The sequence below is a fragment of the Sorangium sp. So ce362 genome (assembly GCF_051519845.1).
GTDB lineage: Bacteria > Myxococcota_A > Polyangia > Polyangiales > Polyangiaceae > Sorangium.
This window is the reverse complement of record NZ_CP150332.1, coordinates 1,172,680-1,195,425: the sequence shown is the minus strand read 5'-3', so window position 1 is coordinate 1,195,425 and position 22,746 is coordinate 1,172,680. Positions and strand designations below refer to the sequence as shown.

Annotated in this window: 17 protein-coding genes and 1 pseudogene; 10 read left to right on the top strand and 8 right to left on the bottom strand. The window is 65.8% G+C overall.

The window, feature by feature from the left end; translation table 11 throughout:
* Positions 1 to 68: 68 nt before the first annotated feature.
* Positions 69 to 1,784 carry a delta-60 repeat domain-containing protein gene (locus WMF17_RS04820; protein ID WP_437648393.1) on the bottom strand — a complete coding sequence of 572 codons (1,716 nt, stop codon included), beginning with the start codon at positions 1,782 to 1,784 and terminating at the stop codon, positions 69 to 71.
* A 180-nt stretch (positions 1,785 to 1,964) separates the two neighbouring features.
* Positions 1,965 to 3,266, bottom strand: coding sequence for a hydroxylamine reductase (gene hcp, locus WMF17_RS04815; protein WP_437651286.1), 1,302 nt, complete (start codon positions 3,264 to 3,266; stop codon positions 1,965 to 1,967).
* Between the two features lie 1,615 nt (positions 3,267 to 4,881).
* Here hcp and WMF17_RS04810 point away from each other — a divergent pair.
* From WMF17_RS04810 to WMF17_RS04795, 4 genes are all read left to right on the top strand, one after another.
* Positions 4,882 to 5,796, top strand: a complete 915-nt coding sequence (locus tag WMF17_RS04810) for a hypothetical protein (RefSeq protein WP_437648391.1) — start codon at positions 4,882 to 4,884, stop codon at positions 5,794 to 5,796.
* Between the two features lie 506 nt (positions 5,797 to 6,302).
* A complete protein-coding gene (locus tag WMF17_RS04805) occupies positions 6,303 to 7,190 on the top strand; it encodes an ABC-three component system protein (protein WP_437648390.1) in 888 nt (295 codons plus the stop codon).
* Positions 7,187 to 7,687 carry an ABC-three component system middle component 2 gene (locus WMF17_RS04800; protein WP_437648388.1) on the top strand — a complete coding sequence of 167 codons (501 nt, stop codon included), beginning with the start codon at positions 7,187 to 7,189 and terminating at the stop codon, positions 7,685 to 7,687. The genes WMF17_RS04805 and WMF17_RS04800 overlap by 4 nt, the downstream gene beginning before the upstream one ends.
* On the top strand, positions 7,684 to 9,546 hold the full coding sequence (locus WMF17_RS04795) for an ATP-binding protein (protein WP_437648386.1): 1,863 nt from the start codon (positions 7,684 to 7,686) through the stop codon (positions 9,544 to 9,546). Before WMF17_RS04800 ends, WMF17_RS04795 begins: the two co-directional genes overlap by 4 nt.
* Positions 9,547 to 9,939: 393 nt before the next feature.
* On the opposite strand, the pseudogene WMF17_RS04790 reads toward WMF17_RS04795, so the two are convergent.
* Positions 9,940 to 11,021, bottom strand: a pseudogene (locus WMF17_RS04790) (IS91 family transposase).
* Positions 11,022 to 11,081: 60 nt separating this feature from the next.
* Positions 11,082 to 11,942, bottom strand: a complete 861-nt coding sequence (locus WMF17_RS04785) for a tyrosine-type recombinase/integrase (protein WP_437648384.1) — start codon at positions 11,940 to 11,942, stop codon at positions 11,082 to 11,084.
* 318 nt (positions 11,943 to 12,260) lie between these two features.
* On the opposite strand from WMF17_RS04785, the gene WMF17_RS04780 reads away from it, so the two are divergent.
* Positions 12,261 to 12,956, top strand: coding sequence for a hypothetical protein (locus WMF17_RS04780; RefSeq protein ID WP_437648382.1), 696 nt, complete (start codon positions 12,261 to 12,263; stop codon positions 12,954 to 12,956).
* A 181-nt stretch (positions 12,957 to 13,137) separates the two neighbouring features.
* Positions 13,138 to 13,608 carry a hypothetical protein gene (locus WMF17_RS04775; protein WP_437648380.1) on the top strand — a complete coding sequence of 157 codons (471 nt, stop codon included), beginning with the start codon at positions 13,138 to 13,140 and terminating at the stop codon, positions 13,606 to 13,608.
* Positions 13,609 to 13,651: 43 nt separating this feature from the next.
* Here WMF17_RS04775 and WMF17_RS04770 read toward each other — a convergent pair whose 3' ends face one another.
* The 4 genes from WMF17_RS04770 to WMF17_RS04755 form a co-directional block, all read right to left on the bottom strand.
* Positions 13,652 to 14,014 (bottom strand): transposase family protein, encoded by a 363-nt coding sequence (locus WMF17_RS04770; RefSeq protein WP_437648378.1) that lies wholly within the window; start codon positions 14,012 to 14,014, stop codon positions 13,652 to 13,654.
* Positions 14,015 to 14,302: 288 nt separating this feature from the next.
* Positions 14,303 to 15,844 carry a hypothetical protein gene (locus tag WMF17_RS04765; RefSeq protein ID WP_437648377.1) on the bottom strand — a complete coding sequence of 514 codons (1,542 nt, stop codon included), beginning with the start codon at positions 15,842 to 15,844 and terminating at the stop codon, positions 14,303 to 14,305.
* 37 nt (positions 15,845 to 15,881) lie between these two features.
* A complete protein-coding gene (locus tag WMF17_RS04760; RefSeq protein WP_437648375.1) occupies positions 15,882 to 17,474 on the bottom strand; it encodes a hypothetical protein in 1,593 nt (530 codons plus the stop codon).
* A 16-nt stretch (positions 17,475 to 17,490) separates the two neighbouring features.
* Entirely contained in the window at positions 17,491 to 18,600 is a 1,110-nt protein-coding gene (locus tag WMF17_RS04755) for a PEGA domain-containing protein (RefSeq protein ID WP_437648373.1), read from the bottom strand.
* Positions 18,601 to 18,825: 225 nt separating this feature from the next.
* Between WMF17_RS04755 and WMF17_RS04750 the strand changes: the two genes are divergently transcribed.
* From WMF17_RS04750 to WMF17_RS04735, 4 genes are all read left to right on the top strand, one after another.
* A complete protein-coding gene (locus WMF17_RS04750) occupies positions 18,826 to 19,914 on the top strand; it encodes an RNA polymerase sigma factor (protein WP_437648371.1) in 1,089 nt (362 codons plus the stop codon).
* Positions 19,915 to 20,044: 130 nt separating this feature from the next.
* Positions 20,045 to 20,305 (top strand): AbrB/MazE/SpoVT family DNA-binding domain-containing protein, encoded by a 261-nt coding sequence (locus WMF17_RS04745; RefSeq protein WP_437648370.1) that lies wholly within the window; start codon positions 20,045 to 20,047, stop codon positions 20,303 to 20,305.
* A complete protein-coding gene (locus WMF17_RS04740; RefSeq protein WP_437648368.1) occupies positions 20,292 to 20,672 on the top strand; it encodes a PIN domain-containing protein in 381 nt (126 codons plus the stop codon). Before WMF17_RS04745 ends, WMF17_RS04740 begins: the two co-directional genes overlap by 14 nt.
* A 196-nt stretch (positions 20,673 to 20,868) precedes the next feature.
* Entirely contained in the window at positions 20,869 to 22,593 is a 1,725-nt protein-coding gene (locus WMF17_RS04735; RefSeq protein ID WP_437648367.1) for a CotH kinase family protein, read from the top strand.
* Positions 22,594 to 22,746 lie beyond the last annotated feature (153 nt).

Here is a 22,746-nt window from a genome sequence, read left to right as displayed (position 1 = left end):
CCGAAGCTGCCTGTCGGCGCCGCGTCCGTCGCGCCCGACAGGCAGCCGCCGCGACGGGACGCCTGCGCTCAGTTCCAGAGCCGCGCCACAAGACCGTACGTGGGGTATGTCTGTCGCGTGCCGGCCACGAGCAGCTTGCCGTCTCCAGCGACCGTCATCGACTGAACGGCGTTCTCCTCGCCGAGGAAGAGCGCCTGCACCCCCTTGTCGCCGAACGTCGGATCGAGCGCGCCGTCGGGCAAGAAGCGCACGAGCGTGGGCCGGCTGGCCGCACGCTCACCCACGTTGCCGGCGACCACGATGCGGCCGTCGACCTGGAGCGCCATGTCGACCGCGACGCCGCCCGGGAGCCCGGCGAGCGCGTACCCGTCCTCCCCGAAGGTCGTGTCGAGCCCGCCGTCCGGCTCGAAGCGCACAACGAGGAAGTCGGTCGATCCCGCCTCGGCGCTCCGGGCGCCCACGAGGATGCGACCGTCGGGCTGGACGGCCATGGCGACCGGCTCCTGATGGCCGGCCCTCGTGACCTGCTGCTGCCCGCGGACCGCGCCGTCCGACGTGAGCTCCAGCAGCACGATGTCCCGATCGCCGTCCACCTCGATCCAGCCCGCCACCAGCGTCGAGCCGCCCGCGTCCGCGACGAGCGCCGTGCCCGCGCTCGCGCTGCCCGTGAACGGCGCGGTCCACCCGGTCGTGCCGAAGTCGCGATCGAGGTAGCCGTACGTGGGGTTGATGGCCGCGACGAAGAGCTCGCCGTCGCGCTCGCCGGTCACGAAGAGCCGCTCCGAGGCCGACAGATCCATGGCCGCCACATGCTCGTCGCCGCCGAGATCGATCAGGTCCTTGCCCGTGTTGCCCGAGTCGACGCCGTCCCGGGTCCCGTCGTCGCGGTAGCGCAGGAAGGCGATGTCGTCCGTGGTATCTCCGCTGGCGTACCCGACGAGGAAGACGGCGCCGTTCAGGAGGCGCGTAATCCAGCGAATTTGCTGGGGTTTCGTGCACCCACAGAAGGCGTCGGCCACGCTGCCGCCCGCGAAGGACGCGTCGGCCGCGCCGTTGCCGAGCAGGCGGAAGCCCTTGAGCGTGGCCCCGCCGAGGCCGCCGATGCCGTTGCCGGCGGTCAGGATCTTCCCCTGCGCCGTCTGCCGGATGTCGTAGAGCCCCCCGCCGTCGGATCCGAGGTTCCAGGCGGCGATGCCCGCCTGACCGAAGCTCTCGTCGAGCGTGCCGGGCTTGCCCGTGACCACGGCGCGCACGGAGTCGGTGCGCACGGTCCCGCCGGAGGTCGCGATGAGATCGAGGTCGAACGCGGTGCCCAGCGTGAGCGCGCCGGAGGCGCCGACCTCCAGCCTGCCCGCGCTGCTGCCCGGCGGGATGGTGATCGCCGCCGCGACGAGGCCCGGAGGCGGCGCCTGCACGTCGACCTCGACGGGCCCGTCGAAGCCGGCGATCCGGGTGATCGCGACGTCGACATGGTTGACGCCGTTGTACGGGACGTTGACCCCGGTCGACTGGATGGCGAACGTGAAGTCGCCCTCGGCCTGGCCCCCCTGCCCGCCGCCCCCGTCGGCGGCCCCCCCGCCGTGCGTCGAGGTCGAGGTCGAGGCGGATGACGACGACGCGCCTGCGCCGCCGCCGCCCCCCGCGCCCGCGCCCGGGTCGAGCGACACGTCCTCGATGCCGAGGAGCGCCTCGCAGCCGAGGAGCGCCACGGCGCCCCCGAGGAGGGCCGCGCGGGCGGTGATGCGGGCCAGGGCGGCGGTGGTTCGATGGGGTGTGCTGTTCACGGCATCGAGGAGGCTAGGCCACCGGCCGCACCGCGTCGAGACGGCGGCCGCGGCGCTTGCGCGCGGGCGCTCAGGCGCTTGCGCGCGGGCGCTCAGGCGCTTGCGCGCGGGCGCTCAGGCGCTTGCGCGCGGGCGCTCAGGCGCTTGCGCGCGGGCGCTCAGGCGCTTGCGCGCGGGCGCTCAGGCGCTCGCGGGAGCCCGGTGCAGCTGCAGCAGGTCCATGGAGGGAGCCCGGCTTGTGAGCCGGAGGTCGTAGCGCTGCTGCAGCAGCCGCAGCACGTTCGGCGAGATGAAGGCCGGCAGGCGCGGCCCGAGCACGATGCCCTTCACGCCCAGGCTGAGCAGCGTGAGGAGCACCGCCACGGCCTTCTGTTCGAGCCACGAGATCACCAGCGTGAGGGGCAGATCGTTCACCCCGCAGCCGAACGCCTGGGCGAGCGCGCCGGCCACGCGGATGGCGCCGTAAGCGTCGTTGCACTGCCCCATGTCGAGCAGCCGCGGCAAGCCGAGGTGCGTGCCGTGGTCCTGGTTGCGAATGCGGTACTTGCCGCAGCCGAGCGTGAGAATGAACGAGTCCGCCGGCGTCTGCGCGGCGTAATCGGTGTAATAGCTGCGCGCCGCCTCCGGGCCGTCGCAGCCGCCGATCAGGAAGAACCGGCTGATCTGCCCGGCCTTCACCGCGTCCACGATGGCGCCCGCGTGCGCCAGGATCGCCTCGTGATGGTAGCCGACCTCTGTCTCGCGGACGAAATGGTCGGGCAATGGCGGGCTCGCGAGGGCCGCCCGGATGACCTCGGAGAAATCGCCGCCATACACGCGCCGGCCGCCGGGCACGGCGGTGACGCCGGCGGTGAAGAGGCGATCGCGGTAGGCCTCCTTCGGGATGAGCACGCAGTTCGAGGTCATCAGGATCGGCCCCGAGAACGCCGCGAACTCGCTCTTCTGGTGCTGCCACGCAGAGCCGTAATGGCCGGCGAGGTTCGGGTGGCTCGCGAGCTTCGGATACGCGTGCGCCGGGAGCATCTCGCCGTGCGTGTACACGTTCACGCCCGTCCCCTCGCACTGCCGGAGCAGCTCGGCGAGGTCCGCGAGATCGTGCCCCGAGACGAGGATCCCCGGCCCCGCGACGGTGCCCTCCCGGACCATCGTCGGCCGCGGCTCGCCGAAGCGAAGGCGGTGGCCCTCGTCGAGCATCTTCATCACCTGGAGGTTCACCTGGCCACACTCCAGGCAGAGCTCGAGCAGCGCCTCGGGATCGAAGCTCACGTTGGTCAGCGTGGAGAAGAGCGCCTCCTCGATGAAGGCGTTCACCCGCTCGTCGCGCATGCCGAGCTTGCGCGCGTGATGCGCGTAGGCGGCGACGCCCTTCAGGCCGAAGATCAAGATCTCCTGGAGCGACTGCACGTCCTCGTCCTTGCCGCAGACGCCGGCCGTGGTGCACCCGGTCCCGTGGGATGCTTGCTCGCACTGGTTGCAGAACATGGTCATGGTCGACCTCGTGGGGTGTGGGCCCACGCGCGCTGCGCAGGCTCGGGCTGGAGAGCGCGCCGCCGCCGCCGCCACGCAGCGGCGCGGCCGCGCGGCCGCGCAGGGCGCGTCCTCGACGGGCCACGAGACCAATCAACGATCGTGCCGCCGGCTCGCGCCGGGTCTCGAGAGGCCGAGCGCCGGGGGAGACCGGGCTCTCCGGCGCTGCCCCGCGCCGAGGGAGGCGCAATCAGGGCGCGCGGGCGCAAACGGTGCGCGTGAGCGGCTTGCCTTCGCCTCTCTCCCGTCTGTCGTTCCTCCGGGGAGCCGGCGCTCGACGGCCTCATCGGGGAATCGTGCAGCTGCGCGCGAGCGGCCGTCAGTGCGCCGTCGCCGCGCGGCCTGTGCACGCCGCCGTGTCCCGCCTTGTGACCAGCCGATTGACGGTCATCGCGCAGCCCTGCCAACCCGGCGCGCGCGTCCCCCGCTCGCGCGTCCCTCGCTCGCGCGTCACCTGCGCCGGTCGCAGCGCCCTGGTGCACTCGGGGAGGCCGCCCGGTCTCCGGTACCGTTGCTCGCGTGTCGCCGGAACGACCGCTCGGGTCACTGAAACAGCTGCCCAGGTGCCGTCGGAACGAGCGCTCGGGTCGCGTCGGAAAGGCTGCTCGGAACACGTCGGAGTACGCGGCGGCGGGGCAAGATGGCGTCCCTCGGGCCGTTTCTAAGGCTTGGGTGCTCCTCCAGCGCCGGCGAGGCGACGCCGCCCCGTGACCGAAGAGGCATCGGCCGTCCGCTGACGTCGCCGCCTCCGGCAACGTCGCCGCCGCCTGCAACGCGTCGCAACGTTGCGTCAATCGAGTCGCCTGATCGCCGCGTACCGAAGGCTTGACATGTCGGGTTGGCCCTCGGCTACGCTACCTCCTCACAATGCGCAGGAGGGGCACGATGGGCAGGATCGGATGTATCGGCGGTCCACACGGGAGCGCCGGTCCGTGGACCCGGAGGCTGATGAGGCCCAGCTGCCCGCGACCGAGGATGGCCATGACCGCATCCTCACGCGCGCGCGCGCCCGCTGCGGATCGACGGGCCGGCCGAGCGCATGTGTCCCCTCTAACTCGATCGGCCCTCAGGAGACCGACGGCGCCGGGCGCGCGGGCACCCATCGGTGGCGAGCCGCGGGGTCCAGGGACGCCGCCCCCAGCCAGGTCGATCACCCGGCCAGACGCTCCGGAACAAGCGAGGCCGAATTCCCGGAATCACCCGTCGGCACGGGAGTGCATAAGCTCCGGCGACCGGAGGATATTCCGACCGGTTCCCGGTCGCACGGTGCGCGGCGCCATCGGTACGGTTCTTGCGGGGCGATCGGCCGAGACGTCGGCGACCTAGCGACGGGAATACGTGTTTATGCACCGGCGGTCCATCTCCGGATATATGCTGGTAGGTCGCCGAGGTCGCGGCCTATCTGCGGGAATACGGAGATAAGCTGCCGGAAGATGCGGCTCATCCGCTGGAATACGAGGATGGGCCGCAGCGGCTCGCAATCTACATGCTGGGCCACGGAAATTGGCCGTACGTCACAGTTGATTGCGACGTTGGCCCGTCGGCCGCGCGAGTTACGCCAAAGTGAACCATGAACAGATCTGAAACGATCCACTTCTCCCCCGACAATTTCTGGTCGCAGATTCGCGAAGGCAGCGAACGCGCGAGCGCTATCGTGCAACGCCTTGAAGAGATGGCGCACGGCCAGATGTACGCTGGCAACGCAGAGCAGGCGGTTGCCTGGCACGAAGAAGAATCTGACATGCTGACTCGGGAACTCGGCTGGGTTCTTCAACGCTTGCGCATCCGCATCACCCTGGCTGCCGATCTCCTCGGAGCGACTGGGTTTGCCAACATGCTTGCCGCGGAGTGGTTAACGTTCAAAGAACCCACAGAGGTTGAACACCTGCCCTGGCTTGGAGTTCTCCACTGTCCGGCGCTCGACTTTCTACGCGACGCAGCCCAGGCCCTATCGTCCTTCATTCCGGGCGAAGCAGGCAACCTTAATCCCGAGACCAATATGAGAGTGCTGCTGGAACGCATCCTGGAAGGCACAGGCAAGGTTCTGGCAGACCGAGGTGTGCTTCCGGAAAAGGAGCAACAGGTCCGAGATACCATATATTCCATTTTGCTCCACGTGTTTCCGGGCACAGTGCGAGAGGTGCCCATTGCCCAGGTATCCAAGACATATAGGCCAGATATTGGCATCAGAAACCTGAAGACAGCGATCGAATATAAGTTCGCCCAATCGGCAGCCGACCTGCGGACCCAGATTGGCGGCGTGTACGAAGACATCAAAGGGTATGCGGGCTCCGCAGACTGGACCGAGTTTATTGCGGTATTCTATGCAACGGAACATTGGCTGACTCGACATCAGATTGATGCCGAGTGGGAACTCGTTGGCGTGCCTCACAACTGGAAGCCGATCCTGGTGGTCGCACCTGCAGCCCCGAAACGGGCCGTTAAGAATCCAAAGAAGCTTCGAAAACCGGATGATTCGGGCTAGAACTAGCCGCCAGTATAGCGCACCAAATTGTTCCCGGCATCGATTCGTGCTCAATCGCCGCAGGTCTGCCATGCCTACCATATCATGTCGCACAGAGGTACTGCGGGCCAACAAGCCGATGAATCTGGCCGGCTTCGCCGGCAGCTTATCGTCAGTCGTTGGGCCGACAGTTGATCCGCGCCACATCCTGATAGACGTCAAGCAATGCAACGGTTAGGGGAGGTCGAATGAGTCCAAGTGATCCGCACGCGAGCAGCCAACCGAAGGGCCGGAGCGCACCATCTCCGGTAGCTGCGCCGCCTTTCGTTCGGGTGCTACCAGCGGCTCCGAGCGCGCCATGCACTCCCGAGGAGATCCTTTTCGGCCCGCCAGTCGACCCTCAGCACAGAATCAAGGGCTACTCGGAAGACGAGTTTGAGAACTTCATCCGTGAGTGGGCCTTCCACCACGAACAGGTGCGCCTCAAAAGGTACGCTCAAGTTGGCCGATTCGGAGGAGCCGGTGACATGGGTCGCGATGTCGTTGGATACATCGACACACCTTCCTCCGGCGGTAGGCTCGACATCTTTCAGTGCAAGCACTACGGGCACCCTCTGCACCCTGGCGACGTCTGGACCGAACTCGGTAAGCTTTGCTATTATACGTTCATCAAGGCCTTCGCGGTGCCGGAGGTATACCGTTTCGTAGCCCCCGAGGATGTCGGCCCCGAGTTGGGCCGGCTGCTGGAGAAGTCGGACGAATTGCGGACGAGACTGATCGCGGAATGGGCGAAGCACGTCGAAGGCGAGATTGTCAAGAAGACCAAGGTCAAGCTGGAAGGCAAGCTCCTAGAACATGTGGAGGCGTTCGATTTTTCGCGGGTCGGCTATAAACCAATTCACGAGATCATCGAAGAGCACAAGAAGACGACCCGGTATGCACCGCGCTTTGGCGGGGGCCTAGTGATTCCCCGCCAACCCGACCCTATTCCACCGGCGATGATCGAATCTCATGAGCAGCGATACGTGGAGCAACTGATCGAGGCCTATCAGGACCACAACGCCACCACCATCACCCTAGCCACGTTGGCTTCGCACGACGAGTTTAACCGTCACTTTCTCCGGTCCCGCGAACGCTATTTTTGCGCAGAGGGGCTCAGGCGTGATGTGCGCGACAATCTGCCCGATGGCGTCACATTTGAGCAAGTTCAGGATCAAGTCCACGAGACTGTTATTGATACGGCGGAAGATAGCGGACACGCCAGCGGATTTGTTCGTGTCAAGGTCGTCACCGACAAGGCGTCGCTATACCAGTTGCAGGATCACCCGCTGCGTACGTATATGAAGTCTAAGTTGCTGATGGGAATTTGCCACCAGCTAGCCAACGCTGACCGGCTGAAGTGGGTGCTAAAATGAGCGAGACACGTCGCAGCGACCATCTCTTTAATACGCCCATCGAGTCCGGCCTGCGGTCGCTTTTTATTCTCGAGGCCGTCAAGCCGCAGTCATGTGACCTTCAGCGACTGGTAATCTACGACTACCTACTGGTTCATTCGAACGATGTGATTTTCGGCCCTGAGTCCTTGCACCCTCCGACCCCGCTTCGCTCCGGTGAACTGTTCGTCCGAAGGAACCTAGTCGAGCGAGGCCTTCACCTGCTATTTCGCAAAGGGCTGGTGGCAAAGACATTCGCAAAAAGCGGCATCGTCTATGCGGCAACGGGGATTGCAGGGGCGTTTCTTGCCTATCTAAACTCCTCGTACGCCATACGGTGCGCGGAGATTAGTAAGTGGATCGCGGGGCGGTTTCATGAGCTTTCGGACGAGCAACTCAAGGATCTCATTGACGAGAACCTTGGCCGCTGGGGCGCCGAGTTCACCCGTGAGCCTGTGCTGTGGGAGGACGTCGAATGACTACGCGAAGTGGTTTTCGCCTATCCTGGCTCCGACTGACGGGCCCCGCCGTAAGACCGGCTCAGATCGATTTCGAACCAGGCCTGAACGTAATCTGGGGCGCTTCCGAAACCGGAAAGAGCTTCATCTTCTCTTGCATCGACTTCATGCTGGGCCGAGAAGCGCCGCCAAAGAAAATTGCGGAGCTTGACGGCTATACGACCGCCTGGCTGGCGTTTACCGAGCGCTCGGGTAAGCAGCGCGTCCTCGAACGTGGCCTCCAAGGGGGGGATTTTCGACTCTTCGCAGCCCAAGGGAGAGAATGGACGCTTTCGAATCCGCAGTTGCTCCACCCGGAGCATGATCCCACGCGCACCGATACCATTTCGCACCTGCTCCTTTCCGCCGCTGGCATTGAGGATGCCATCATCTTGTCCGGTGTCATCAAGAGTGCGACGCGGCAACTCAGCTTTCGTGACATCGCTCACATGACACTAATCCATGAAGAGCGGATTATTGCGGAACGGACGCCGATTTACCCGAGCGGGCAGCACGTAAAGAAGACTGAAGAAATGGCCACATTCACGCACCTCATTTCGGGAACGGATTGGAGTGGGGTCGTCGCTAACCCAGACGTCAAACTGGAGAAAGCAACCTGGCGAGGGAAGAAAGAGTTGTACGAGCAGCTCATCGAGGAGCTCAAGCGCGAAGCGGGTGAGGATCCACTCTCCCTAGAGGAGTTGGAGAAAGCGATTGCCGTCAATGCTCTGAAAATCACTGAGGTCTCTTCCAAAGTCGAGGAGAGTAGCAAGGTCGTCGCCCAGGCGATGGGCACGCGAAAGAACGAGTGGGAACGAGCGCAGAAGGCCCGTTCCAGACTGCTCGTAGTGGAGCAACTTCGTGACCGCTTCGAACTGCTCAAGAAACAGTATGGGTCCGATCTGGATCGGCTACGATTCATCTCGGACGGCGAATTTTTTCTGGCTCAATTGGGCACGCCCCATTGCCCTTTGTGCGGCGAGGTACTGGCAGATCACACGGTGGACCAGCTAGGCGAGGAGGCGAATAGAGCCAGCCTTCAGGAAGCGGCGGCCGAGGAAGCGAAGAAGATCGCCACCAACGTGAGGGACCTCGAGAAGGCGCAAGCCGCTCTGGACGTTGAACAAGCCGTGCTCGACAAAGAGATTAGAATCCGGCAGGAAGCCTTCTCAAACGCCGAAAAGGCTATCCGCCAGGAGTTGGAGCCGCGTCTCGGTGCCAACCGGAAGGAGCTGGCCGCCCTGGTCGAATCGCGCATGAAAATGCTGACTCAGCAGTTCGTGCAGCAGCGGTTGGCGCAGATGACCACTGGGCAGGCAGCGCTTGGCAGGGAACCGAAGCGGAGGGCAAACCCGGCCAAGCCTTCGCCAAATCCGGCCCCGGCGATTCTGCGCCTGTTCGCTGATGAGATCGCAGCCATCCTAAGAGCGTGGCGATACCTGAAGGAAGGGGGGGTAGACTTCGATGGCGAAATGGATGTAGTCGTGGCAGGCGAGCCCAGGCGGAACCGCGGCAAAGGCATCCGCGCTGTGTTACATTCGGCGTTCACGATCGCGGTCATGACTCACTGCGACGCCCAGAACCTAAAGCACACTGGGCTGGTGTTGCTCGACTCGCCGCTCACATCCTACAAGGAGAATGATCAATATGAGGTTGATGAGGACATTCAGATCGGTTTTTTTAGGGCGCTCTCGGAACTGCCCGAACACCAGCAGGTGATCGTGTTCGAGAACAAAGAGCCTCCGGCTGCATTGCTGGGGGCGTTTCGTCAAATTCATTTCAGCGGCACGGCTGGGGTGGGGAGAAGAGGGTTCATTCCGGATCGGAAGGGGGCGGGATGAGGGTGAGGGAGCACGGTGGTCTGGGATCGGGCCTAACAAACTACCCTGCTCGGTCCAACGAAATAGCGTTTTCGCGGCGGCGGAGCGGTGCTCCGACCGGCGTAAAAACGCTGGTTGAACAAACCCGCCTGGACGGCAGCAGCAGGTGACTGGGGATTTCACGCCGGCAGAGGCACGGCGGCCCCCCTGCGAGAGCGGCGTGTGGAGGGGCGAGCGAGGATCTGCGGGGAGGTCATGGCCGCGGACGGGCGATCTCGGCGGGGTTGAGAGGCGGCGATTGTGATGCTTTTTGGGTCATGCGCGCACGTGTGCCTGGGAACGCGCGGGGCGTTTTTGCCGTGGGGTGCCGGCGGGGAGGTCATGGCTCCACCGCTCCTGTCGCGAGCACCGGGGTCACGGTGGCGCACGCGCAGGAGGGTGCACCACGGAATCGTCGGCGAGTGCGTTGGCCAGCGCGGCGCACTCCGCCGGAGAGAGGCGGCGCACGAGGCTCAGGGACCCCTGCCTGCAATGCGGACACAAGAGACGCGACCGTGTCCGCGGCCCCGGCGTGAACGAATCAGGGTGCCGCGGCGCCAGCAAGAGTTGGAGCCGCTGGAGCGTGTCGCGGTGCGCCGGATGGAGCAGGCCGAAGGCGCAGACGCGATGCAGCCCCTTGGGTGGCACGTGCTGGAGGAAGCGGCGGAGGAACTCGTGGGCCGGAAGGGTCATGGTTCTGCGCCGATGATCCCGGCTGTCCCGGTAGCGGAAGGTCACCGTGCGGTCGTCGAAGCCGACGAGACCCTGATCGGAGATCGCCGTCTTGTGCACGTAGCGGCCGAGGTACTCGAGGACCTTCTCCACGCCTTGCACAACTGGCTTGGCGAAAACGACCCAGGACTTGTTCCACGGGATCTGGGGGACGGCGACCCTGGGCAAGGCGCGCCGCGCGAGGTGAAGAAAGCGCCCTCGAAAGAACTTGGAGAGCGCACGCACCGGGACGAGGTAGCGCGTGCGCCGCGGCGGTGCTGCGCGCCAGGTGCGGCGGTCGGGCGCGAGGCCGCCGCCCGGCACGAGCAGGTGGACGTGGGGATGCCATTCGAGGGTGCGCGTCCAGGTGTGCAGCACCCCGAGCGCGCCGATCCGCCCGCCGAGGAAGTGCGGATCGGCGCACAGGCGCGCCAGCGACTCGAACGCCGCCTGGAAGAGCACCGGCACGAGCGCACGAGCCGCCGCAACTCGGCGGGGAGCGTGAACACGACATGAAAGTACGGGACCGGCAGGAGAAGCTCGCGCTGCTGGACAAGCCAGCGCGTCGTCGTGTCGTGTCCGCACTGAGGACAGGCGCGATGCCGGCACGAGTGATAAAGAACGTGCTCGCGCCCGCACTGCGGGCACGCCGCGACATGGTCGCCCATGGTCGGCGTGCGGCAGTGCAAAATGGCCTTTCCGGCGCGCACATGACTCGGCACTATGGAGCCGCCATGGCGCTCCATGTACGCTGGACCGTGCCGCCGCACCACGTCGGCGAGCCGGAGCATCGCTCGGGGCCCGCGCTACAAATCGACCATCAGCCGGTCGAGCGTCTCTTGCAAGCGCTCGGCGCCGGGCTGCGTGACATGCATGTAGAGCTCTGTCGTGCGCAGCGACTTATGACCGAGCACTTGCTGGATGGTGCGCAGCGAGACGCCCGCCTCGAGCAGATGCGTCGCGTAGCTGTGGCGCAGCGTGTGGATCGTCGCGTCCTTCTCGATGCGGGCGTCCGCGCGTGCCGCCGAGAACGTCTTCTGCAGCGTCGTCTCATGTATGGGAGCAACGCCGTCCTGCGGGACGAACAGGTACGGTGCCGAGGATCGGGGCCGCTCGGTTTTCCAGTACTGGCGCAGACGCGCGAGCAGCGGGCGCGGCAGCGGCACGCCGCAATCCTTGGCGCCCTTGCCGTCGCGCACCCAGACGACGAGCCTTTGGCCGTCGATGTGTCCGGTCTCGAGCGAAAGGCCCTCTCCGAGCCGCAGGCCGAGGGCGTAGATCGTCGTCAGGGCCATGCGCCGTACGGGATGCCGCACGGCGCAGAGGACCGCGCGCACCTCGCCCTGGCTCAGGACAACCGGCAAGATGCGCGGCTTGTTGACTCGAAGCAAGTCGAACACCTTCCAGTCGCGCTGCATGGTGTGGATGGAGAAGAAGCGGAGCGCGTGCACGGCGATGTTGATGCTCGATGGCGCGAGCTTCTTCTCCTCTCGGAGGTAGAGGAAGTATGCGCGTACGTCCTCGTCCGTGAGCGCCTCCGGCTCCCGCGCTACCCGATCGATGAACTGCCGCACCGCGAGCAGGTATCCCCCCTGCGTCCGTGGTCGAAAGTCGCGCAGCCGCATGTCCTCACTCATCCGCTCCCGCCAGGTCGTAAGCGTCACCATGGTCGTCTCCGTCGAACGCGCGGCGACACTGCGTCACCGTGCGAGGACAAGAGTGCCAGGTACCGATACGGGCTGGCGACAGGCCAGCCATCCCACGAGAGACATGGTGAGCGCGCGCAGCGACCAACGCTCCTATCGGCGTGTGCCGCAGTCTGGAGCTACCGCGCTTGCGCGGTTTCGTTCAACTTAGCGCTGCTGCCGACGGGCGCTGCGCGCCCGCGTCAGGCCGCAACGTTAGCCAGACCCAGTGCCGAACCAGCTGCTATTCCTCAGCGGAAGCGACTTTCATGACCATTCACAATTGAAAGGACCTTGATCATGACATTCGGAGGACCTCCTCGGTCAAGCCCGCGGATTTCTGTTACAAAGCTCGGCGAATATACAGTCGCGACACCGGCACGTCGCCGAGCTATCGTTCGTGAGCAACGTAATCCAAAGGGATTCATCGTTCTTCGATACGAGCGAGCGCGTCCCGCGCTCGTTGAGTTCTTTGCCGCCGGAGCAACAGATCCGAATCCTCTAGTAGACGTCGTCGGGACGCTCGCCTCGACGATCCCATCATCGGACTGGAGTGGACAAGACCTTCAACTTTCCTCCGAAGCGCTGGAGGCTTTCCTCGATATCTGTGACGATTTCGACCTTGAAGGGCTTGTTGCTACCGCCGGCGCACACGCCGCGCCTAAATTGTCCATTGCTGGCGTTGACGTAAGCGTTCGCCCGGACGTTGTTCTCCGTGGGACGTATCGAGGGAAGAGCGTTGTCGGTGCGATGAAGTTTCACTTCTCCAAAACCAACGTGCTGACGGAGGATGCTGGACTCAACGTTGCCACCGTCATGCACCAATACGTCGAGGCACACCTGCTCGCGGCCGGAGATGCCGCCAGCCCCAGGCACTGCGCCGTGCTGGACGTCTTCACGAAGAGGTGGTATCGGGCCCCGACAGCCTTTCGGTTGCGCCGCACCTCCGTCGCAGCTGCATGTCAAGAGGTGGCCCTTTGGTGGCCCGCTGTGTGAAGACTCTTCCGGCAGGCTAACGAGCCACTCCGCAGCCAAGTCGTCAGAAGCTCATCATTAACGATGAGAGAGCCCCAAAGTGCACCTGGCTAACCGAAATAGTAGCGACGGCAGATGCGCTGGCCTCGTCCCCGAGCTTCATTCTTTAGATACGCAAGATCAACAGCGCCAGGATACAACAATGCTCAACGTGCATGAGCGGATCTATGTTGGAGACATCAATTGCTGTTCTGATGCCGTCACCGAACGAGCCTACGTCCACGCGTGCAAGTCACCCTGTCACCAACGTGCCGTTGGTTACACAGGCAGCCTTTTAGGCTCACACAAGCACTACCTGACATTTCGACGCAACGACCACCTCTACCTTAATTTAATTGATCCACCGGTTCCGCTTTTCACACAAGATTCATTTCGTGAATTTCGAATCTTTGCCGCAGAACAGTGGAACGCCGGACGCGAGCTTGTGATTCACTGCAACCAAGGAGAGTCACGAGCCCCCTCTCTCGCACTCCTGTTCCTATCGAAGGATCTTGGCATTATTCCAAGCGAGACATACGAGGCGGCGAGGGCGGCCTTCGCCGCGCGTTATCCTCGGTACAACCCAGGCCTAGGTATTGTCACGTTCCTCAAGAAAGCATGGCGTTCGCTCTGAGTTGCTCCTTCGCTGCATCAGCCTCGCCGAACGCTTCGTATCGTTATCGACGGGTCCACCTGATGTCTAACTCAGACTCATGTTTCGCTTTTTTGCGGGGAGTTGGCGGATGTGATCCTGGAAATTTGGCCGAACTCAGCATGTTGAAGTGAGTTTCTACCAAGTTCTCCCCCCGCCGGAGAGGCGTAAGATCGACCGTCAGCCGCGCGATCGAAGCCAAAATCAAGGCTCTCCATAGGCCACAAAAGGGGCGAACCCCGAGTCGGACGGCGAAGTCGTCCCAGCCCTCCGCTCCGCAGATCGTGCCGAGGATAGCGATGGCGATGATGTCCAGCAGCTTGCGATCGGAGCTGCCGACTACGCGTGGGTCAGGCAGCGACGCAAAATGCTCGATGAACGGTGCCATGCTCCGAGTTCTGCCACACGCCTTGATGTGTTTGGTCGCCAGAAACGATCAGACGGGTACGAGCAAAATTAACTCATTGTAATTTTATGGATTTTGATGCGCCGGCTCTGTAAGCCTATGCCGCTGGCCTGCTCGACGTCAGGATGGGCTCTATAGAACGGATACGGCTGGGGTGCGGCGCTCGCGGGCTTCGCCGGCGGCGGATGTTACCGGGATCTCGCTACAGAGGATCTCCCGAGCCGCATATGCTGAACACGATCCACAGCGCTCACCTGATGTGCGCCGATCCTATTCAGCGAAACGCAGCGTCTCCACGGCGATGCCGTCCGGCCCCGTTACCATCTCGCCATACCAATCCCAGCTGGTGCCGCCCTTGCCCGGCGGCCCCAGCTCGTACGTGACGCCCTCCAGGGTGAGCTGGTCCTCGTCGAGGTACGCGATGCCGATCGAGTCGCCGCCGCGCCCGGGGCCGCCGTAGCCGCCGTCGCCCCCCAAGCCGCCGCTGCCGCCGCCACAGGACCACGTGCCATCCCCCACAGCGCCGCCCGGTGCGCCTCGGCCGCCTTCGCCGCCTAGCTCGGGCGGCCCACCGGCGCCGCCCTGACCCGCGTCCAGCGTCGCGATTACGCTGTCGCGCACCGTGACCCTGGCGTGGAGCGCAACGATGCCGATGGTCGGGTGCCCGTTACCGCCCCCTCGGCCTCCTCGGCCGCCGCAGCCGCCAGCGCCGCCGGAGCCGCCGCCGGCGCCTCCCTTGGAGGCCACGCCGCACACCGCCAGCCCGCCGCGACGGCCGCCGCCCCCGCCGCCGCCTTGACCCGGCATGCCCCTGCCGCCGTCGCCTGCCTTGTCGCCCTCCCATCCGGTCTCGGTGATGCGCCCGATCCCCTCGCCAGTTGCGCCGACGGTGCCTTGCGCGCCGAAGATCCCGAAGAACCCGTCTTCGCAGTTGGTGCCTGGCACGTCGCCGTCTCCCCCCCGTCCGTCACTCGGGTCTGATGTCGTGATGGGTTGCCCGTCGTCCCCGTCGCCAGCGCCGTTGGCAAGCCCGTCGCCCCCCTTGCCGCCGATGCTCGGGGTTCCACCGTCGCACGGGCTCACCACCGCTGGACCGCCGGGGACGGTGGCCGCCGAGCACGCGTCCCCGCCATACAACCCATCCGGGCCGGTCGCCGCCACGTTCATCCCGGGCCATTCCTCGCCCGCCCGGCCCGCCCATCCGTAGGTCGCTCTGATCTCGCTTCGGGCAATCTCCACCGCGGTGTTGGACCGAACAAGAATACCGATAGGCGCCGTGCTGCTGGTCGTCACGTGGTCGATGGTCGAGACCCCGTCCGCAGCCCCCGTGTCACTGGCGCGTGCTGGTTCGACGGTCAGCGCGATGCGAGCACCCGAGCGGGGACCGATCTTGGTCGTGTCGCCCGCCAGGCGTTCCCATCCGAGGGGTTGGAAACCTCCGAAGATATCCACGCCGGAGGGCAGTGTGACGGACTCGTCAAAGCCGTCGCTGGTTACGAACACTCGACCGCGCCCGGTGCGTGCGAGCTCGATTCCGCGCTGGATCGAACGAACCGGCCTGTCCTTCGTGCCGGGGTTCGCATCGTCGCCGCCGAAAAACGGCCCATTGACGAACACGCCGCAGCCATCGATCACCTGAGCCGTGGCGAGGTGCTCGAGACATACCGACTCAGGGACCGCGTCGCCTGTGCACGATGACGGATCGCCGCATGGCGGCGCGCCGTCAGGGTCGTTCACCCCCGGTGCGGTCCCGCAACCGGTCACGGCGAGCGGCAGAACGAAGAACAGGAGGATCGCGGAATTCCGGCGCATGGGCATCCCTCGGCGGCAGTGTCTCGCAGGGCGCGAATCAATGGGGCGGCTCGCTCGCCGCACTGAATGGATATAAATGACCGACAGGGCCGGCCCCCCCGCGCCCAACCTCGCCGTCCATGCGGGCGTTTCCCGCAAGGCCGCCCTCACCGCCGCTTCCGATCTCAATGGTGGTACCGGGTCGAATGGCCACGTTGGGAACCACATACGCGATGCCGATGGATGCGCCTCCGAGTCCGCCGCCGGCATCGCCTCCTCGACCGCCGTCGCCTCCGCGGCCGCCGCTGCATGCGTGCCACATCTCATCCGGACGCAGGCCCCCTGGAGCGCCCGCATAACCAACGCCGCCCAGCTGACCCGTTCCGCCAACCCCGCCACGGCCGCCGTTCCCAGCGAACACGTCGCTGGCCTCGATCGTCAGCTCAGTGCCCTCCAGCGCAACAACACCGATGCTCGCACCGCCATAGCCGCCGCCCTTACCTCCCAGACCACCACATCCGCCGCTCCCTCCCGAGCCGCCAGCCGCCCCCCCTTGGGGGCCGCCTGCCGGACAAGTGATCATGGATCCACGCGATTTGCTGCCGCCACCCCCACCGCCCCCTTGGCCGACGCCGCCTCTCTTCCCGTCCGCACCCCGGGCGCCGATCCAGCCATTGACGCCCAGATAGCCAATTCCAAGCGCGCCACCAGCGCGGCCGCCGTCGTCGCCCTTGTCGCCAGACTTCCCTGAGCTGCATCTCGTGAGGTTCGCGCCGGAGCCTGCGCGACCCCAATCTTCCTCATTCTCCGCCGGCTCGGGCTGGCCCCGGGCGCCATCGCCTCCCACCTCAATCCCGCCATCGCCGCCGTATCCACCCGTCGACTCGATACCATCGTCGCACACGGTCACGACCGGCAGGGCACCCGTCGCGAAGTCCGCCGTGCAGGCGTTCGCGCCAACATTCCCGAATTCACCATCCTTGGCCCGAACGCTGGGCGCATCCTCGCCCGCCTCGCCGTCCTTGCCGTTCCCCGCGATGACCTCGCTCAACACCACCTTCACCTTGGCTCCCGGGCTCAGGATCATCGCGATCGACGACTTACCATCGCTCGCGGACGCATCCGCCGCCAGGACGCGCACGCCGAAGATCACCGACGTCGCGTCCTCCTCCCCGACGACCCGCATCGGGATCCCCAGCGCAGGTGCGATGGTGGTCGGGTGACTGGCCCCGTCAAACGACCACCCGTACGACCAGCCGCCGTCATCGCAGCGGCGGCCCCCCCAGAGGTGGACACCCGAGATCAGGGTCACCTCTTCCTCGAACGTCTCGCCACAGGCGTACACGTGGTGGAGGCCTCGCGCTCGCGCCTCCACGATCGCCTGTTGCAGCGACGTGAACGGCTCAAGCCGCGTGCCCGCGCGCGGGCCGTCCCCACCAGCGCTGGCGCTGACGAACACCCCGCACTCATCCATCACGGGACCCACGCCGGGCTCGAGCACCTCACAGGGCGACTTCGGGGGTGCGAGGCACATCCGCTCCTCGCCGCAGTCCTCCGCGTACATGCAGCCGGAGAGCCCTCCCGCGCCGCTCGTCGAGAAGACAGCCAAGGCGCACAGGCGCCGCACATGTCGCCACTGGAGAGAACGCATGTCGTTGGCTCCTTGATCACCACGCGCCGTGCGCCACGAGGCCAACCTGCTGTGGCGTTGCCACCGGCGAGAACGCGACGCGATCGCTCACGGGCTCGGACCGGGTGAAGGCGAGATCCGTGAAGAACGATGCCACGGTCGCGGCCCCAATGACGCCGCTCGCAACCATCATCCCCGTGCCGAGCGCGGCGAACTGGTCTCGCTGTCGTCTGAGACGCGAAAGCTCAGGGCACGCTGCAGGCGGCGATGGCTCCCGGCAAGCCCACGGCGTCACCCCGAGCTCGTCGAGCTTGCTGTTGTGCTCCTCGAGATCGCCGTCGGCTACCCTCGCATGAATCATGAACAGGGCGCCGAAGGAAGCTGTCGCCGTGGTGAGGCCGATGCCGGCGATGCGCAGCGTCCCCGGCCACGAGGCCCATGGCCCGGGAGCCTGCGCGCGCGCAGTGGCAGTGGAGGACGACATCGAGGGCGCCGGCACCGGCCGCGCTGCTTGCGTAGCGCTGCGCGCCGCCGACGCGTGCGGCAACTGCATCGAGATCTCGTGCTCGGCGCCCGCCACGGCGCGGAGTGAATGGAGCACCTCCTCTCGGCCCGGCGCTCGGGCCCGCACCATGTGCTGGCCGGGGTCGAAAAACAGCGTGTGGGTCCGCGCTGCGCGACCGACACGCTCGCCATCGACGAGCACCTCGGCATCGGGCGGATCGACCGCCAGGTAGAGCAACGCAATGTGTGCCGCAGCCTTGCGCTGGCCCTCCTCGAACCGTCGCTGAAGCGCGGGAGGGAGCGCCTCGCGCTGTTCGAGGCTCCAGGCCAGGTGCTCGGCTGCGTCACGGTACCTCCGCAGCGCGAGCTCGCAGAGCCCCAGCTCTCCGGCGAGCTCCGCTCGCTCTCGCGCCGTGGTGGACGCAGGGTCTGCGGCCTTGAAAGCCGCGTCGTAAGCTGCGTGCGCCTCGGTCCAGCGACCGGCTTCTCGCGCCTTCCGGCCGCGCCGAGTGAGGTCCTTCACTGTCGCGCTATCGATCCGTCGTGGCGTCGCATCGATGTCCTGAGCGCCGACCGAGCTCGCAAAGCCCGTTCCGGCTCCAAGCATCATGCAAACCAACAGTGAACGTGCAACGCGACGCATTGATGGACGGTACGTACGCCAGCTGCACGGCGTCAACCGCCATGGATCGCTGTCAAACGAGCTCTGGAACGAGAAAGAACAGCCCGATCCCGGAATGAGTCGCTTCATCCTCAGGGACCGGCTGGATGCGGCCACCGAGACCACACATACACACATTATCCCACCGAAGTTGCCCCGCGACTCATTTTCCTGAACCCTTTTGGCCGGCTCAAGTGTGCTCCCCGCGTGGACAAGCCAGCCACCGGCTCCCCCGGATTCGAGCTCTTCCGGCGCCTCGCCAGGCGCCACGGTGTCCCGGAGCGAAACGCCGAAGATGTCGCCCAGGAAGCGCTGCTGCGCTGGTTGGAAGCGGACAGACGGATCGAGCCTGGCGGCGACCCGGCGCCATACCGCGTCACGATCGCGATCAACCAGGCGCGAAATCACGTCCGTGACGCGCGCCGCAGCGGAGAGGTGCTGACGTCGTTCGACGAGCGCGAGGTCTGCGACGAGTGCCCCACGCCCGAGGAGCTGCTCCGGAGGCGGCAGCGGGAAGCGCTCACGCGGCAGCTGATCGACCAGGTCTCCCCCAAGTACCGGGCTCTCTTGATCCGGCATGAGCTCGAGGAGACGCCGCTCGCCGAGATCGCCGCCGAGCTGGGGCTCCCGCTGGCGACGGTGAAGACGCAACACCGGCGGGCGCGCGAGGAGCTGGAGGTGCACAGGCGACGGTGGGCAGCGCGGCAGCGCTCTCACGGATGGGATGAAAGCGCCTGCGTGCCGCTCGCGTTCGGGTTCCACGGTGGCGGGTCGTGGACGGCCTGGCTGCGCCGTGTGGACTTGAGGATCCTCGTCCAGGGTGCGCTCGTCCTGCTGACCGGCGCGCTCGTCCCTGCGGTGCCGCCGTCGCTTCGCCTAAATTCGTGGCAGCAGCCGGCGGTGGCGCGCTCACCTGGTACCGCGCCGGCGGCGCAGGCCACCACGGCGCCCACCGCAGGAAACGGAGCGCACCGAGCCGCCGGACTGGCCGCGCCAACCACGCCACCGAGCCCGTCTCCGACGGAGCAAAGAAGTGTGCATGCCGAGGCGGTGGTGAGCAGCACCCCCGCTCCCTCGATGACGACAGTTCCGCGGGCCGAGTCGCCGGCGAGCGCCGCTCGATCAGCCGTCAGCGAGCGCGAGAGGAGCCTGGTCAACCAGGCCCGGAGGGCCATGGAGGCCCATAGCGCCATCGGCGACGTCGAGGCGCGCCGGCTGCTCGAGACCCATGCGCAGCAGTTTCCGCGAGGGCGGCTCGCCGCCGAGCGCGAGGCGTTGCTGAGACAGCTCCGCTGAACCGTCGGCTGACGGTGTCGCCAGCGGCGTTCTTTGAACGCGGATGTGGCTCATCGCTTCCCACCGGGCTGATCCATGCGGCCCTGCGGCAGCCCTTGCTCGGGGCACATTACCGTGGTACTGTGTCAGCATGAAGCTCGCGCAATCCAGGGTCACGGCGCAGGGACAGATCTCGGTCCCAGCTGAGGTACGCAAGCGCCTCGAACTCGTTCCAGGATCCATCTTGGAATGGGATGCCGAAGGTGATCGAATCACCGTGCGGCGTGTCGGTCGGCACACCTTTGAAGATGTTCACCAGGCACTGTTCCCGCAGGAGCCCCAGCCGCGAAGCCTCGAAGATCTCAAGGAAGGCGTCAGACAGCACATCAGGGCCCGCCATGCGCGCCGTTGACACCAACGTCCTTGTTCGTTTGCTGGCACGCGATGACGCAAAGCAGCTCGCTGCTGCCGAGGCCTTCGTGCACACGGGTGCATGGATCTCCCATCTCGTGCTCATGGAAGCCGTTTGGGTCCTGGATTCGGTGTACAGCATCAAGCCGGAGCAGATCGGGATCGGAATAGAGATGCTGCTCGACCACAACCAGTTGGTGGTGCAGGACGCTGACGTGGTAAGGGCTGCCGTCGCGCAGTACCGCGAGCACCCGGGCCTTGGCTTCTCCGATTGTCTCATCCTCGAAGTCGCACGCGCGGCGGGTCACGTTCCACTTGGAACCTTCGATCGCGGCCTCGGGAAGCTGAAAGGTGCTCAAAAGCTATGACCTGCTCGCTCGCTCGGCCGAGAGAGCCGGACGATTCCCGATGCGATCCGTCCACCCTCCTGGGAAAGCGACGCCGTACCGATAACCTCTACGTGCGTCGAGGAGGCCCGCCTTCCGCGCCGCGCGAGAAACCGGTAGCGCGGCAGCCCTGTGTGTCGATAGAATGACGGAATCTTGAACTCTGAATGAGGCTGTAGTGAAAAATTATCCTAAGACTATACGTCCGCGCTTCGCCCGGCTTCGCCACTCCATCTCGCTCGGCCTTATCGCTCTGTGCGTTGCCTGTGGCCAGGCGCCGCCCGATGCCGGCGGACCGAATGGCGACGGCACCACGGCGGAGATCCCGTCCCTGAACGGGGATGTCGCGTTCTCCACGCCTAGCCAGACGTTCAGGGATCAGATCCAGGTGGAGATGTCCACCACGGTCGCGGGGGCGGAGATCCGCTATACGGTGGACGGGCAGCGACCGACCGCGGCCTCCACGTTGTACACGGGCGAGCCCGTGACCCTCACCACCACGACGCAGGTCCGCGCGCAGGTGTTCGTGGGGGGCGCCGCGAGCGGCGCGGTGAGCACCGGCATCTACATCGCGCGCACCGTCGACGCGACCTCCGACCTCCCCATCATGATCATTGACGGTTACGGCGAGGGCAAGCCGACCGACAAGGAGATCTACTTCGATGCGGCGGTGATGATCTGGGAGCCGGTCAACGGGGTGGCCTCGATCGCCTCGCTGCCCACGATGGCGATGCGCGGGGGGTATCACGTGCGCGGCCAGTCGTCGCGGAACTTCCCGCAAACACCCTACAAGCTCGAGCTGTGGGACAACGACGACAAGGACCTCGACTACCCGGTGCTGGGCATGCCCGCCGACTCGGACTGGGCGCTGATCCCGCCCTACTACGACCGCACGTTGATCCGTAATCCGTTCACCTTCACCCTCGGCCGCGACATGGGCCTCGAGGCGCCGCGCAACGAGTTCGCCGAGGTCTATCTGAACTACGACGCGCGCTCCATCGGCGAGGCGGATTACCAGGGCATCTACTGGATCTCGGAGACCATCAAGAACAACAAGGTCCGCACCGACCTCAAGAGCCTCGAGGAGACGGACCGGGCGCTGCCCGATATCAGCGGCGGTTACATCTTCAAGTTCGACCAGGCGGCCGCCGAGGAGCCGAAGCTCACCTGCACCGGCGCGGACCCCCTCCCGTCGTTCGGAGGCTTCGGGGGCCCGGGCGGAGGCCCGCGCCCCGACGAAAGCGGCACGTGCTGGATCGATCTCGAGGTCGTGGATCCCGATCCCCTGAACGACGAGCAAGCGAGCTGGCTGACGCAGTACATCCAGCAGTTCCACGACACCGTCCATCAGACGCCGATCGGCGATTACTCGGCGTACATCGACGTGCCGTCGTTCATCGATTACCTGATCATCAGCGAGCTGACGTTCAACGTGGATGCGTACGTGCGGAGCTGCTATTACCACAAGGATCGCGATCAGAAGCTCAAGGCCGGCCCGCTCTGGGACTACAACTTCGCGCTCGGCGGCGTGGGCGCCCAAAGCCCGACGCCGGCATCGAACGGCGAGACCGGCTGGCGCTTCAGCGGCCAGAGGAACGTCAACAACTGGTATCAGAAGCTCACCGCAGATCCGGCCTTCATGGCGCAGGTGAGGACGCGCTACACGGCGCTTCGCCAGACGCTCCTGTCCGAGGCCGCGATCGAGCAGCGCATGAACGAGCTGAGCGCGCCGCTCGCGCAGGCCGCGGCCCGCGACCTCGCCAGGTGGCCGGTGTCGGACATCATCGAGTCGAGCGAGGGCTTCCTCGGCGGCCCCACCGCGCCGACGTGGGAGGGGCAGCTGCAAGTCATGCGCGACTTCATGATGGCCCGACTCGCCTGGATGGACGCCAACTTGCCCTGACACGGCGCGAGCCGCCGCGCGGCTCGCGCAGGCCCCTGCTGCTCCGAGGGCATCGCGTACGTCGCGAGCACCTCCTGGACCTTGCCCTCGGAGATCATGGGCGCCCCGCCTCGCTCCCGCCCGGACGACGCGGCTCCCAGCCTCCAGCTACGC

Bases quoted from the DNA above. Each gene is read 5' to 3' on its own strand.
- hcp (WP_437651286.1), bottom strand. From the start codon at position 3,266: ATGTTCTGCAACCAGTGCGAGCAAGCATCCCACGGGACCGGGTGCACC.
- WMF17_RS04810 (WP_437648391.1), top strand. From the start codon at position 4,882: ATGAACAGATCTGAAACGATCCACTTCTCCCCCGACAATTTCTGGTCG.
- WMF17_RS04805 (WP_437648390.1), top strand. From the start codon at position 6,303: ATGGGTCGCGATGTCGTTGGATACATCGACACACCTTCCTCCGGCGGT.
- WMF17_RS04800 (WP_437648388.1), top strand. From the start codon at position 7,187: ATGAGCGAGACACGTCGCAGCGACCATCTCTTTAATACGCCCATCGAG.
- WMF17_RS04795 (WP_437648386.1), top strand. From the start codon at position 7,684: ATGACTACGCGAAGTGGTTTTCGCCTATCCTGGCTCCGACTGACGGGC.
- WMF17_RS04785 (WP_437648384.1), bottom strand. From the start codon at position 11,942: ATGGTGACGCTTACGACCTGGCGGGAGCGGATGAGTGAGGACATGCGG.
- WMF17_RS04780 (WP_437648382.1), top strand. From the start codon at position 12,261: ATGACATTCGGAGGACCTCCTCGGTCAAGCCCGCGGATTTCTGTTACA.
- WMF17_RS04775 (WP_437648380.1), top strand. From the start codon at position 13,138: ATGCTCAACGTGCATGAGCGGATCTATGTTGGAGACATCAATTGCTGT.
- WMF17_RS04770 (WP_437648378.1), bottom strand. From the start codon at position 14,014: ATGGCACCGTTCATCGAGCATTTTGCGTCGCTGCCTGACCCACGCGTA.
- WMF17_RS04765 (WP_437648377.1), bottom strand. From the start codon at position 15,844: ATGCGCCGGAATTCCGCGATCCTCCTGTTCTTCGTTCTGCCGCTCGCC.
- WMF17_RS04760 (WP_437648375.1), bottom strand. From the start codon at position 17,474: ATGCGTTCTCTCCAGTGGCGACATGTGCGGCGCCTGTGCGCCTTGGCT.
- WMF17_RS04755 (WP_437648373.1), bottom strand. From the start codon at position 18,600: ATGCGTCGCGTTGCACGTTCACTGTTGGTTTGCATGATGCTTGGAGCC.
- WMF17_RS04745 (WP_437648370.1), top strand. From the start codon at position 20,045: ATGAAGCTCGCGCAATCCAGGGTCACGGCGCAGGGACAGATCTCGGTC.
- WMF17_RS04740 (WP_437648368.1), top strand. From the start codon at position 20,292: ATGCGCGCCGTTGACACCAACGTCCTTGTTCGTTTGCTGGCACGCGAT.